Annotated in this window: 11 protein-coding genes; 7 read left to right on the top strand and 4 right to left on the bottom strand. The window is 69.3% G+C overall.

What is annotated here, in order from left to right; all coding sequences use genetic code 11:
* Nucleotides 1-253 precede the first annotated feature (253 nt).
* From ACIRSS_RS29370 to sdhC, 4 genes are read right to left on the bottom strand one after another with little or no spacing between them, the layout of a single operon-like run.
* Complete coding sequence (locus ACIRSS_RS29370) at nt 254-1024, bottom strand: succinate dehydrogenase iron-sulfur subunit (RefSeq protein WP_400900474.1); 771 nt, start codon at nt 1022-1024, stop codon at nt 254-256.
* Entirely contained in the window at nt 1024-2778 is a 1755-nt protein-coding gene (sdhA, locus tag ACIRSS_RS29365) for a succinate dehydrogenase flavoprotein subunit (protein ID WP_400900472.1), read from the bottom strand. The genes ACIRSS_RS29370 and sdhA overlap by 1 nt, the downstream gene beginning before the upstream one ends.
* Before the next feature lie 28 nt (nt 2779-2806).
* The gene (locus ACIRSS_RS29360; RefSeq protein WP_155549007.1) at nt 2807-3220 is read right to left on the bottom strand and encodes a succinate dehydrogenase hydrophobic membrane anchor subunit; all 414 of its coding nucleotides are present in this window, start codon (nt 3218-3220) and stop codon (nt 2807-2809) included.
* A gap of 1 nt (nt 3221) precedes the next feature.
* Complete coding sequence (gene sdhC, locus ACIRSS_RS29355) at nt 3222-3665, bottom strand: succinate dehydrogenase, cytochrome b556 subunit (RefSeq protein ID WP_285456018.1); 444 nt, start codon at nt 3663-3665, stop codon at nt 3222-3224.
* A 393-nt stretch (nt 3666-4058) separates the two neighbouring features.
* Between sdhC and ACIRSS_RS29350 the strand changes: the two genes are divergently transcribed.
* From ACIRSS_RS29350 to ACIRSS_RS29320, 7 genes are all read left to right on the top strand, one after another.
* Nucleotides 4059-6050 carry an NPCBM/NEW2 domain-containing protein gene (locus tag ACIRSS_RS29350; RefSeq protein ID WP_400900470.1) on the top strand — a complete coding sequence of 664 codons (1992 nt, stop codon included), beginning with the start codon at nt 4059-4061 and terminating at the stop codon, nt 6048-6050.
* A 540-nt stretch (nt 6051-6590) separates the two neighbouring features.
* Nucleotides 6591-7736 (top strand): BMP family protein, encoded by a 1146-nt coding sequence (locus ACIRSS_RS29345; RefSeq protein ID WP_400900468.1) that lies wholly within the window; start codon nt 6591-6593, stop codon nt 7734-7736.
* Nucleotides 7737-7814: 78 nt separating this feature from the next.
* Nucleotides 7815-9386 (top strand): ABC transporter ATP-binding protein, encoded by a 1572-nt coding sequence (locus ACIRSS_RS29340; RefSeq protein WP_400900466.1) that lies wholly within the window; start codon nt 7815-7817, stop codon nt 9384-9386.
* Nucleotides 9383-10480 carry an ABC transporter permease gene (locus tag ACIRSS_RS29335; protein WP_400900464.1) on the top strand — a complete coding sequence of 366 codons (1098 nt, stop codon included), beginning with the start codon at nt 9383-9385 and terminating at the stop codon, nt 10478-10480. The genes ACIRSS_RS29340 and ACIRSS_RS29335 overlap by 4 nt, the downstream gene beginning before the upstream one ends.
* Complete coding sequence (locus ACIRSS_RS29330; RefSeq protein ID WP_400900462.1) at nt 10480-11757, top strand: ABC transporter permease; 1278 nt, start codon at nt 10480-10482, stop codon at nt 11755-11757. Before ACIRSS_RS29335 ends, ACIRSS_RS29330 begins: the two co-directional genes overlap by 1 nt.
* Nucleotides 11758-12147 carry a cytidine deaminase gene (locus ACIRSS_RS29325; protein WP_086839697.1) on the top strand — a complete coding sequence of 130 codons (390 nt, stop codon included), beginning with the start codon at nt 11758-11760 and terminating at the stop codon, nt 12145-12147.
* A complete protein-coding gene (locus ACIRSS_RS29320; protein WP_400900460.1) occupies nt 12144-13421 on the top strand; it encodes a thymidine phosphorylase in 1278 nt (425 codons plus the stop codon). The genes ACIRSS_RS29325 and ACIRSS_RS29320 overlap by 4 nt, the downstream gene beginning before the upstream one ends.
* The last annotated feature ends 80 nt before the right edge of the window (nt 13422-13501 follow it).

Below are 13501 nucleotides of genomic sequence, written 5' to 3'. Positions count from 1 at the left end.
GGCGTCCGGCGCCCCCCCCCCCCCCCCGGCTGGGGGGTGTTTTGCGGCGGGGTGGTTGTGTTTTCCGGGGCGCCACCGCCCCACCCACCACCCCCCCCCCCCGACTGAACTGACGGCTGGGATGAGGGGCGGGGGAGGTCTGGTGACGTCGTGGTCTTCTTGCCTTGCCGGCCGCCTGTTGCGTACTCGCGCAGCACGAAAGGGCCCTCCGGCAACTTCTGCCGGAGGGCCCCTTTCGGATGTTGCTGAAAACTCAGACGCGCTTGAAGAGCAGCGCTCGCTTCACTTCCTGGATCGCCTTCGTCACCTGGATCCCGCGGGGGCAGGCGTCCGTGCAGTTGAACGTTGTGCGGCAGCGCCACACGCCTTCACCGTCGTTCAGGATGTCCAACCGCTCCTCGGCCCCTTCGTCCCGGGAGTCGAAGATGAAGCGGTGGGCGTTCACGATCGCCGCCGGGCCGAAGTACGACCCGTCGTTCCAGTACACCGGGCACGACGACGTGCAGCATGCGCACAGGATGCACTTCGTCGTGTCGTCGAAGCGGTCGCGGTCCGCCTGGGACTGGATGCGCTCGCGCGTCGGCTCGTTGCCGTACGTGATCAGGTATGGCTTGATCGCGCGGTATGCCTCGAAGAACGGGTCCATGTCGACGTAGAGGTCCTTCAACGTCGTCAGGCCCTTGATCGGGGCGATCGTGATCGTGGTCTTCTTGCCGTCCTTCTCCAGCAGGTCCTTCATCAGGACCTTGCACGCCAGGCGGTTGATGCCGTTGATCTGCATGGCGTCGGACCCGCACACGCCGTGGGCGCACGAGCGGCGGAACGAGAACGTCCCGTCGATGTAGTCCTTCACGTAGAACAGCAGGTTCAGCAGCCGGTCGGTGCGCTGCGCCGGGACGTCGTAGGACTCCCAGTGCGGCTCCGAGTCCACCTCCGGGTTGAACCGGAGGATCTTCAGCGTGACCGTGATGGGCGTGTGCTCGTCCGAAGCGGAAGAGGCAGGAGCTTCAGCAACGCTAGTCATCAGTACTTCCGCTCCATCGGCTCGTAGCGGGTGAAGGTGACCGGCTTGTAGTCCAGCCGGATGTCGGACGACAGACCCGAGCCCTGCTTGTAGGCCATGGTGTGCCGCATGAAGTTCGTGTCGTCGCGGGTCGGGTAGTCCTCGCGGGCGTGGCCGCCGCGGGACTCCTTGCGCGCCAGCGCGCCCACCACGAGCACCTCGGCCAGCTCGAGCAGGAAGCCCAGCTCGACGGCCTCGAGCAGGTCGGTGTTGTACCGCTTGCCCTTGTCCGCCACGGTGATCCGCTGGTAACGCGCCTTCAGCGCCTGGACGTCGGTCAGCGCCTGCTTCAGCGTGTCCTCGGTCCGATACACCGATGCGTGCGAGTCCATCGTCTGCTGCATTTCCTTGCGGATGTCGGCGACGCGCTCGTCGCCGTGCTCCGACAGCAGGCCCGCCAGCTGCTCCTCGACCAGCTTGGTCGGGTTCTCCGGCAGCTCGACGTGCTCGTGCGCCAGCGCGTACTCGGCGGCCGCGATGCCGGCGCGGCGGCCGAACACGTTGATGTCGAGCAGCGAGTTCGTGCCCAGGCGGTTCGAGCCGTGCACGGACACGCACGCGACCTCGCCCGCCGCGTACAGGCCGGGGATGACGTTCTCGTTGTCCCGCAACGCTTCGCCGTGCACGTTGGTCGGGATCCCGCCCATCACGTAGTGGCAGGTCGGGAACACCGGCACCGGCTCCTTCACCGGGTCGACGCCCAGGTAGGTGCGGGAGAACTCGGTGATGTCCGGCAGCTTGGTCTCGAGGACCTCGACCGGCAGGTGCGTGACGTCGAGGACGACGTAGTCCTTGTTCGGGCCGCACCCGCGGCCCTGCAGCACTTCCTGCACCATCGAGCGCGCCACGATGTCGCGCGGCGCGAGGTCCTTGATGGTGGGGGCGTAGCGCTCCATGAACCGCTCGCCGTCGGCGTTGCGCAGGATCCCGCCCTCGCCGCGGACGGCTTCGGAGATCAGGATGCCCAGGCCCGCGAGGCCGGTCGGGTGGAACTGGAAGAACTCCATGTCCTCCAGCGGCAGGCCCTTGCGGAAGATGATGCCGAGGCCGTCACCGGTGAGGGTGTGCGCGTTCGACGTCGTCTTGAAGATCTTGCCCGCGCCGCCGGTGGCGAACACGATCGACTTCGCCTGGAAGACGTGCAGCTCGCCGGTGGCCAGCTCGTAGGCGACGACGCCGGAGGCGACCGGGTTGCCGTCCTCGTCCTCGGACAGGACCAGGTCGAGCACGTAGAACTCGTTGAAGAACTCCGTGCCGTACTTGACGCAGTTCTGGTACAGCGTCTGCAGGATCATGTGGCCGGTGCGGTCCGCGGCGTAGCAGGCGCGGCGCACCGCGGCCTTGCCGTGGTCACGCGTGTGCCCGCCGAAGCGGCGCTGGTCGATCTTGCCTTCGGGCGTCCGGTTGAACGGCAGGCCCATCTTCTCGAGGTCGAGCACCGCGTCGATGGCCTCCTTGGCCATGATCTCCGCGGCGTCCTGGTCGACGAGGTAGTCGCCGCCCTTGACCGTGTCGAAGGTGTGCCACTCCCAGTTGTCCTCTTCGACGTTCGCCAGCGCGGCGCACATGCCGCCCTGGGCCGCGCCGGTGTGGGAGCGGGTCGGGTAGAGCTTGGTGAGGACCGCGGTGCGGGCGCGCTGGCCGGACTCGATGGCCGCGCGCATGCCGGCGCCACCGGCGCCGACGATCACCACGTCGTACTTGTGGAACTGCATGAAAAAGTCTCCGAGTTCGACGCAGTTGTCAGTTCGCGGGCATGTTCGGGTCGAACGTGAAGATCACCATCGTGCCGACGGCCAGGATCAGCGCCATCGAGACGTAGAGCAGGATCTTCAGCCAGAACCGCGTGCTGTCCTTGCGCGCGTAGTCGTCGATGATGGTGCGCAGGCCGTTGCCGCCGTGGATCTCGGCGAGCCAGAGCATGGCCAGGTCCCAGAACTGCCAGAACGGCGAGGCCCAGCGGCCGGCGACGAAGCCCCAGTTGATCCGGTGCACGCCGCCGTCGAGGATGTTCATGATCAGCAGGTGCCCGAGCACCAGGATGATCAGCGCGAGGCCGGAGATCCGCATGAACAGCCAGCTGTAGAGCTCGAAGTTGCTCCGGCGGGCGGCGGGGCGCTTCGGCGCGCGGGGGTTCGCGAGGGCGAGGTCGGCCATGTCAGTTACCCCCGAAGAGCGTTTCGACGGTGCGCTTCAGCATGAAGAACGCACCGGGGACCATCACGACGACCCAGACCACGCCGATGACCCACAGCATCGCCTTCTGCAGCTTCGGGCCCTTCGACCAGAAGTCGACCAGCATGACGCGGATGCCGTTGAGGGCGTGGAACAGCACCGCGCCGACGAGGCCGACCTCCAGGAGGTTCACGATCGGCGTCTTGTAGGTCTCGATGACCTGGTCGTAGGTGTTCGGCGACACGCGCACCAGCGCGGTGTCGAGCACGTGGACGAACAGGAAGAAGAATGTGAGCACGCCGGTGATGCGGTGCAGCACCCAGGACCACATGCCGGGGTCACCCCGGTAGAAGGTCCCCTGCCGGCGTGAGGCACCCGCCCGATCGCTCGCGCCTGCCTCGGGGGCAGTGCTCGCCGTGGTGGACATCGGTGAACGGCCTCCAACGTCTGACTATGTGCCCGGTGGCCGTGAGGTCCGCAGTCGCCGTGAAGCGGCGGCAGTGCCGAGATCAACGTCATCGAGCCTGGATGAATCGGATGCTAGACCCGCACCCGGCACCCGGCTCACCTCCGGGTTCCTGTCTGTGATGGACCAGACACCGGTACCGGCGCACCGCCACCCGGTGGTGTGGCGCAGCGCACTCGGCCGCGCGGAGGTCCCGATCACCGGAAACGCCGTAGGTCAGACCTCTGCGAAATCTCATATCTGATGCACTACGCCAAAAGGCTGGCGAAGTCCGTCAGTCATTGACCAACTTGTGTGCTGTTCTTACTGTCGCTCGCACAGACATCGGACCTTTCACGATGGGGTGACGTTCTGGTGAGACGACTCGGCCTGGTGATCGCCGTCGCGGCACTGCTGCCCGTGGTGGCGGTCACTCCCGCGCAAGCGCTGCCGGACGGACTGGCGATGACGCCGCCGATGGGCTTCAACAACTGGAACACCACCGGGTGCGCCGTCGACGAGCAGCTCATCCGCGACACCGCCGACCTCTTCGTCGACAAAGGACTCAAGGCCGCCGGTTACCAGTATGTAAATGTCGACGACTGCTGGGCCGAGCCGGCGCGGGACGCCGAAGGACGCATGCAGGCGAACAAGGCGCGCTTCCCCAGCGGCATCAAGGCGCTCGCCGACTACGTCCACTCGAAGGGCCTCAAGTTCGGCATCTACACCAGCGCGGGCACGCTGACCTGCGCGAAGACCCAGCCCGGCGCGTTGGACCACGAAGACGTCGACGCGCAGACGTTCGCGGACTGGGGTGTCGACTACCTCAAGTACGACAACTGCAACAACCAGGGCCGTCCCGCGCTCGAGCGCTACACGAAGATGCGTGACGCGCTGAAGAAGACCGGTCGCCCGATCGTGTACTCGCTCTGCGAGTGGGGCGAGAACAAGCCGTGGACGTGGGGCGCGGACGTCGGGCACCTGTGGCGGACCACCGGCGACATCAAGGACAACTGGGCCAAGATGCTCCAGATCCTCAAGGCGAACGCGCCGCTCGCGCCGTACGCCGGGCCCGGCCACTGGAACGATCCCGACATGCTCGAGGTCGGCAACGGCGGCATGACGACCGACGAGTACAAGTCGCACTTCTCGCTGTGGGCGATGATGGCCGCGCCGCTGCTCATCGGCGCCGACCTGCGCAAGGTGTCGCCGGCGAACTTCGACGTCCTGCGCAACACCGAGGTCATCGCGCTCGACCAGGACCCGCTCGGGGTCCAGGCGCGCGTGCTGTCCAACCAGGACGGTCACTGGGTCTTCGCCAAGCCCCTCGCCAACGGCGACGTCGCGGTCGCCCTCTTCAACGAGACGACGTCGAGCGCCGCGATCGGCACCACCGCCGCGGCCGCCGGCCTCCCGAAGGCCGCCGGCTACACCGCGCGCGACCTCTGGGGCCGCCGCGACCTCCAGACCGCGGGACGGCTCTCCGCGGTCGTCCCGCCGCACGCGACCGTGGTCTACCGGGTCCACGCGGGTGGCGCGTGGCTGCGTGCCGAACCGCTGGTCAGCACCGGCCTCGAGCTGGCCGCGCCCGTCCCCGGCGTCCCGGGGGAGATCACGCCCGCCGGGAAACCCTTCGAGGTGACGGTGTCCGCGACCGACGAGGCCCGCGTCCCGGTGTTCGACCCGCGCGTCACGCTCACCGCGCCCGCCGGCTGGCGGGTCGAGCAACTGGCCCGGCCGCGGGAGTTCGTGCTGGGCACCGGCGACACCGCCGCCGGGCGCTGGCGCGTGACCCCGCCGTCCGGCACCGAAGGCACGACAGCGGTCCTGCGCGGCGACGTCACCTACCGGGCGCTCGGCTTCGGGCAGCGGAGCTGGGCCGGCGAACAGGCGCTGACCGTGCCGGTGGCGCCGCCGGCCGCGCCGGCCTGGGCGAGCGACCTGCGCTGGGCGGCCGAGAAGAACGGCTACGGCCCGGTCGAGCGGGACATGTCCAACGGCGGGATCCCGGCCGGCGACGGCAAGCCGTTGACGATCAACGGGGTCGTCTACCCGAAGGGCCTCGGCGCGCACGCACCCAGCGAAGTCGTCTTCTACCTGGGCGGGCGCTGCACGGCGTTCACCGCGGACGTCGGCGTCGACGACGAACGCGAGGCGACGAACAAGCAGGGCTCGACGACGTTCGAGGTCTACGCCGACGCCACGAAGGCGGCCTCGACGGGCCTGCGGACCTGGCAGGACCCGGCGTTGTCCCTGAGCGCGGACCTGCACGGCGCCCAGTACCTGCGGCTGGTCGTCACCGACGGCGGCGACGGCAACTCCTACGACCGCGCCGACTGGGCCGCCGCCCGGCTCACCTGCGCGTGAGTGCCCGCTCCGGCTCGGTGGCGCGATCCGGTCGGCCGGGGGACCGGCTTCCGGCGCCGGAGCGGGGAGCGCGACCCGGTCTGCCCGGCAGGCCGGGTCCGCCGCTCAGCCCGGATTCGCCACTCGACACGGGTTGTCACGCTTTCTCGGGCCGCCGGTCGCCCGGTGCGGCCGCGCAAACCGTCAAGCACCGTCCGCCGCCCGGCTCACCTGCGCCTGAACCGCTGTCATCTCACAGAGTGACCGGGCTGGCCCAACCTTCGGTCAGCTCGGCACACTGAGTGACACAAATTGGCATTTAGGCCGTCCCAGGGCGCGGCCGCCCGACGAAAGTAGCGCCGAACGGGTCCTCATGATCACGTTCGGTGTCCAGTTCGTCGCGCGTAAGACTCCTGAGTAAACGTTTGTGTTACGTAGCGTGCCGTTCCTATGGCGCATTCCTGTCCGTTGGGTACGGTCTGGCGGTCGACCCGGCAGTGGGCCGGGTCGTGCCCTGATCGTCCGCTGGATCAGCGGGGAGGGAGAAACACGTTGCGTCGCATGCGTGGAACCGCGCTGGCCGCCGTGGCCATGGCCGGGGTGCTCACCCTGGCCGGGTGCGCCAAGGACTCCGGCGGTGGTAACAGCTCGAACAACACCGCGGCTTCGTCGGGTGGCGGCTCGGACTGCGTCACCGCGCAGAAGCCGCCCGCGGCCCCCGCGGCGTCGAGCAGCACGGCCGCGGCCGGTGGCAAGGTGGACGGCAGCAAGCTGAAGATCGGCCTGGCCTTCGACGTCGGCGGCCGGGGTGACGCGTCGTTCAACGACGCCGCCGCCGCGGGCACCGACAAGGCGAAGTCCGACCTCGGCGTGACGACGGTCAGCGAAAGCACCGCGTCCGCGAGCGAGGCCGAGTCGGCCAAGCAGCAGCGCCTCGACCAGATGGCTTCGCAGGGCCTGAACCCGATCGTCGCGGTCGGCTTCGCCTACGCCGATTCCGTCAAGGCCGTCGCGGCCAAGTACCCGAACACCAAGTTCGCGATCGTCGACGACGACTCGATCACGCTCCCGAACGTGACGCCGCTGGTCTTCGCCGAGGAGCAGGGCTCGTTCCTGGCCGGCGTCGCCGCCGCGTACAAGAGCAAGAGCTGCCACGTCGGCTTCGTCGGCGGCGTCAACACCCCGCTGATCCAGAAGTTCGAGGCGGGCTTCCTGCAGGGCGCGAAGACGGTTTCGTCCAAGATCAAGATCGAGGACGAGTACCTGACCCCGGCCGGCGACTTCTCCGGGTTCCAGGACCCGCCGAAGGGCAACGCCAAGGCCGCGGCCGAGATCGCCAAGGGCGCGGACGTCATCTACCACGCCGCCGGCGCCTCGGGTAAGGGTGTCTTCGACGCCGCCAAGGCGGGCAACGCGCTGGCCATCGGCGTCGACTCCGACCAGTACAACCAGAAGACCGTCGCCGCCGACAAGGACGTCATCATCACGTCCATGCTCAAGCGCGTCGACGTCGCGGTGTTCGACTACATCCAGGCCGTCGCCAAGGGTGACCTGAGCGTGCTGCCGAAGCGGTTCGACCTCAAGGTCGACGGCGTCGGCTACGCCACCTCCGGCGGCAAGGTCGACGACATCAAGGACGTCCTCGACGGGTACAAGGCCCAGATCATCTCGGGCGCGATCTCCGTTTCGGACAAGCCGCAGAAGTAACTCACAACGCGTCCGGGGCTCGGAGGGATTTCCCTCCGGGCCCCTCACGCGTTCCAGAGATATGGAATCCTCCCGCCCATGAGCACAGCCGAGGCCCCGGCCGAGGCCGTCCCCGACCGGGGCGCCCCCGCCGTCCAGCTGACCGGGATCACCAAACGGTTCCCGGGTGTGGTGGCCAACTCCGACGTCAACCTCACCGTCGCCGCGGGCGAGGTGCACGCCATCTGTGGCGAAAACGGCGCCGGCAAGTCCACCCTGATGAAGATCCTCTACGGCATGCAGCCGCCGGACGAGGGCGCGATCGCGATCAACGGCGAAGAGGTGAAGCTGCGCAACCCGCAGGACGCCATCCGCGCCGGCATCGGCATGGTGCACCAGCACTTCATGCTGGCCGACAACCTCACGGTCGGCGAGAACGTGTTCCTCGGCGCCGAGGCCCTGCACGGCATCGGCCGCGCGGCCCGCGCCCGGCTGGCCGAGCTCGCCGAGCGGACCGGGCTGCACGCCAAGCCCGACACGCTGCTCGAAGAACTGGGCGTCGCCGACCGCCAGCGCGTCGAGATCGTCAAGGTGCTCTACCGCGGGGCGAAGATCATCATCCTGGACGAGCCGACCGCGGTCCTCGTGCCGCAGGAGGTCGACGCGCTGTTCGCGACCGTCCGGGAGATGAAGGCCGACGGCTACACCTTCCTCTTCATCTCGCACAAGCTCGACGAGGTCCGCGCGATCGCCGACACCGTCACGGTCATCCGGCGCGGCACCACCGTCGGCACGGCGGACCCGAAGACCATCACCTCGCGCCAGCTCGCCGAGATGATGGTCGGCTCGGAGCTGCCCAGCCCGGAGACCCGCGAGTCCACGGTCACCGACCGGGACGTGCTGCGGCTGACCGGCCTGACGCTCGGCGCCGAAGGCTCGGACCGCAACGCGCTCGACGACGTCTCCTTCACCGTGCACGCGGGCGAGGTGCTCGGCGTCGCCGGCGTCGAGGGCAACGGCCAGACCGAGCTCGTCGAGACGATCATGGGCATGCGCAAGCCGTCCGGCGGCACGATCGAACTGGTCGACGCCGAGGGCAAGGCGCGCGACCTGACCAAGGCGGGCACGCTGGCGCGCCGCGAGGCCGGCATCGGCTACATCGCCGAGGACCGCACGCGGCACAGCCTGTTGCTCACGCAACCGTTGTGGGTCAACCGGATCCTCGGTTACCAGACCCGCGAGCCGGTCTCCAAGGGCCAGCTGCTCGACATCGCCGGCGCCCGCGCCGACACCGAGCGGATCGTGCGCGAGTACGACGTCCGCACGCCCGGCATCGACGTCCCCGCGGCGGCGCTTTCGGGCGGCAACCAGCAGAAGCTGATCGTCGGGCGGGAGCTGTCCGGCGACCCGGTGCTGCTCATCGCGTCGCACCCGACCCGCGGTGTCGACGTCGGCGCGCAGGCCCTGATCTGGGAGCAGATCCGCCAGGCCCGGGCGGCCGGTCTCGCCGTGCTGCTGATCTCCGCCGACCTCGACGAGCTGATCGGCCTGTCCGACACGATCCGGGTCATGCTGCGCGGGCGCCTCGTCAGCGAGGCCGACCCCGCCACCGTGACGCCGCAGGAACTGGGTTCGGCGATGACCGGCGCCGGAGAGGGTGACGAAGAATGACCTCCTGGCGCACGAAACTGCTGCCGCCGCTGCTGGCGATCGTCTTCGCCGTGCTGCTGTCGGCTATCGCGCTGATCATCTCCGGGGCCGACCCGCTGCAGGCGTACGGCACGATGATCGGCCAGATGTTCAAGGGTTCCACCGCGGTCGACACGGTGAACCTGGCGACCGTCTACTACCTGTCCGGGCTCGCGGTGGCCATCGGCTTCCAGATGAACCTCTTCAACATCGGTGTCGAAGGCCAGTACCGCTTCGCCGCCGTCGTCGCCGCCATCGCCGGCGGTGCCATGAAGCTGCCGCCGGTCATCCACGTCATCGCGATCCTGGTGGTCGCGGTCGTGGCGGGCATGGCCTACGCGGCGGTCCCGGCGATCCTCAAGGTGACCCGCGGGGTCAGCGAGGTCATCTCGACGATCATGCTGAACGCGATCGTCGCCGGCATCATCGCGTTCCTCATCAACGCCGACCAGTTCGGTGTGCAGCGCGGCAACAACATCGGCACCCGCGTGATCGAGCCGTCCGGGCGAATCCCGGGCATCCCGCTCGGCTCGGGCACGCTGTTCGGGTTCGTCGTCATCGCCGCGCTCATCGGCGGCGCGTACTGGTTCATGCTCAACCGCACGCGGTTCGGCTTCGAGCTCAAGGCGTCCGGCGAGTCCACCACCGCCGCGGCCGCGGGCGGCGTCAGCGCCAAGAAGATGACGCTGATCGCCATGCTGCTCTCCGGTGGCGTCGCCGGGTTGGTCGCGATGCCGGAGCTGCTCGGCCGCGACTACAGCTACGGCATCACCGCGACCCAGATGTACGGCTTCACCGGCATCGCCGTCGCGCTGCTCGGCCGCAACCACCCCGGCGGCATCGCGCTCGGCGCGCTGCTGTGGGCGTTCCTCGACACCTCCGCGGTGTCGCTGGAGCAGATCAACGTGTCCAAGGAGATCGCGACGATCATGCAGGGCATCATCGTGCTGTCGGTCGTCGTGGCGTACGAAGTCGTGCGCCGGGCCGACCTCGCGGCCGAACAACGCAAGGTGGGCCGCGCACTCGGCGGCAACGGCCGCAAGGGCGCTTCGGTCGCCGAAGGAGGTGCGGTCTGATGGCCGTCACCGACTTCACCCGGCCGGAACCGGGTGCCGGCACGACGATGCCGGTGCACCGCAAGCGGTCCCGGGTCCCCGGCTGGCTGCGCGGCGTGATCTGGGCCGTGATCGCCATCGCCGTCATCTCGACGGCGTCGTACTCCACCGGCGTCTCCGCGCTGACGTCGTCCAACACCGCGTCGACGGCGTTGCGCCTGGCGCTGCCGATTCTGCTCTGCGCGCTGGGCGGCCTCTGGGCCGAACGCGCGGGCGTGGTCAACATCGGCCTCGAGGGCATGATGATCCTCGGGACCTGGGGCGCCGCCTGGGGTTCGTACTACGGCGGCGTGTGGTCCGGCCTGCTGGCCGCGCTGCTGTTCGGGGCCCTGGGCGGGCTGCTGCACGCGGTGGCGACGGTGACGTTCAACGTCAACCACATCGTCTCCGGCGTCGCGATCAACCTGCTCGGCCTGGGTGTCACGAAGTACCTGGCGAACCTGATCTTCGCGCCGATCTCCGGCAACCCGCGGCAGTCGCCGCCGGTGCCGAAGTTCGACACCTACTCGGCGACGTTCCTCTCGGACTGGCTGGGTGATCTGGAGAAGCAGCAGCGCGTCGGGATCTCCGACGTCGCCGGCATCCTGCGCGGCCTGGTCACCGAGGTGGCGCCGCTGACGATGATCGCGATCATCCTGGTGCCGGTGAGCTTCTGGGTGCTGTGGAAGACGCGCTTCGGCCTGCGGCTGCGCTCGTGCGGCGAGAACCCGGTCGCCGCGGAGTCCCTCGGCGTCAACGTCTACCTGCACAAGTACGTGGCCGTGATCATCTCGGGCGCGTTCGCCGGCATGGGTGGCGCGTCGCTGGTGCTGCTGCGCGGCGGCGCGGACTACCTGGAGAACCAGACGAACGGCCGCGGGTACATCGGCCTCGCGGCGATGATCTTCGGCAACTGGCGGCCGGGCGGCCTGCTCGGCGGCGCGGCGCTGTTCGGCTACGCGGACGGCCTGCAGCTCGCCGGCGGCGGGGAAGCGGTGCTCGCGCTGCTGTACGGCGCGGTGATCCTGGTCGCCGTGATCGTCGTCGTGCAGCTGTTCCGCCGCCAGTGGATCGCGGCGGGGCTCGGTGTCGTCGGCGCCGGCGTGCTGTACGCGATCTACTGGTCGAACGACACGCTGCCGTCCGACCTGATCCCGTACACCGCGCACTTCGTGACGCTGATCGTGCTGGCGGTGGCTTCGCAGCGGCTGCGGCCGCCGAAGGCCGACGGCCAGCCGTACCGGCGGGGTGAGGACTGAGTGTCTACTGTGGACTGGGATGCGCTGCGCGCGCAGGCCATCGAGGCCGCTTCCCATGCGTACGCACCTTATTCGGGCCTGCACGTCGGGGTCGCGGGGATCGTCGACGACGGCCGCGTGGTCACCGGGTGCAACGTCGAGAACGCGTCCTACGGCCTCGGGCTGTGCGCGGAGTGCACGATGGCCGGGCAGCTGCGGCTGTCCGGCGGGGGTCGTCTCGTCGCGGTGGCGTGCCGCAGCGGCGCCGGTGACCTGCTGATGCCGTGCGGGCGCTGCCGCCAGATCCTGTTCGAGCTGGGCGGGTCTTCGTGCCTGGTGGACACGCCGAGCGGCATCCTGCCGATGTCGGACGTCCTGCCGGACGCCTTCGGCCCGGACGACCTGCCGTGAGCGGGTTCGCGGCGGTCGACGTCATCCGCACCAAGCGGGACGGCGGCACGCTTTCCGACGAACAGATCGACTGGGTCGTCGACGCGTACACCCGCGGTGACGTGGCCGAGGAGCAGATGTCGGCGCTGGCCATGGCGATCTTCCTGCGGGGCATGGACTCCGGCGAGATCTCGCGGTGGACCGGCGCGATGATCGAGTCGGGGGAGCGGCTGTCGCTTTCGGTGTCCCGGCCGACGGTCGACAAGCACTCCACCGGCGGGGTCGGCGACAAGATCACGCTGCCGCTGGCGCCGCTGGTGGCCGCATGCGGCGCGGCGGTGCCGCAGCTGTCCGGGCGCGGGCTCGGCCACACGGGCGGGACGCTCGACAAGCTGGAGTCGATCCCGGGCTGGCGCGCTTCGCTGACCACCGCGGAAATCCAGGCGCAGCTCGAGGACGTCGGCGCGGTGGTCTGCGCGGCGACGTCCGGGCTCGCACCGGCGGACAAGAAGCTGTACGCGCTGCGGGACGTCACGTCCACTGTGGAGTCGATCCCGCTGATCGCCAGCTCGATCATGAGCAAGAAGATCGCCGAAGGGGCGTCCGGGCTGGTCCTGGACGTGAAGTTCGGGTCGGGCGCGTTCATGAAGTCGCTTTCCCAGGCGCGTGAGCTGGCGTCGACGCTGACGTCGATCGGCCGCGACCACGGCGTCCCGACGACGGCGTTGCTGACCGACATGAACGTCCCGTTGGGCCGGGCGGTCGGCAACGCGGTCGAGGTCGCGGAGTCGGTTTCCGTCCTGCAGGGTGGCGGCCCTTCGGACGTCGTCGAGCTGACTCTCGCCCTGGCGCGGGAGATGCTGGCCCTCGCCGGTCTCGACGTGGACCCGGCGGCGGTGCTGGCTTCGGGCGAGGCGTACGAGACGTGGTGCCGGATGATCTCCGCCCAGGGCGGTGACCCGGCGGCGCCGCTGCCGACGCCTTCGCACGTCCACACGGTCGTTGCTCCGGCTTCGGGTGTGCTGGCTTCGCTGGACGCGTACGCGGTGGGTGTCGCGGCGTGGCGGCTGGGTGCGGGCCGGGCCCGCAAGGAGGATCCGGTCCAGGCCGCGGCGGGCGTGCTGTGCCTGGCCAAGCCCGGCGATGCGGTGTCGGAGGGCGACCCGCTGCTGGAGCTGCACACGGACACCCCGGACGCGGTCCCGGCGGCCCTGTCCGCTCTCGAGGGCGGCTTCACGATCGCTTCGTCGGCACCCGAGCAGGGCCCGATCGTCGTGGAGACCATCCGCGGCTGACTCGGCTGTGATGATCGTCGCGACGGCGATCACCCGCCCGAGTGGCATCCAAGGTATGAAGAAGGCCCCCGCCGGATCCC

Source organism: Amycolatopsis sp. NPDC101161 (assembly GCF_044768185.1).
Classification (GTDB): domain Bacteria; phylum Actinomycetota; class Actinomycetes; order Mycobacteriales; family Pseudonocardiaceae; genus Amycolatopsis.
The sequence above is the reverse complement of the archived record's forward strand: the minus strand, read 5'-3'. Positions and strand labels throughout refer to the sequence as shown.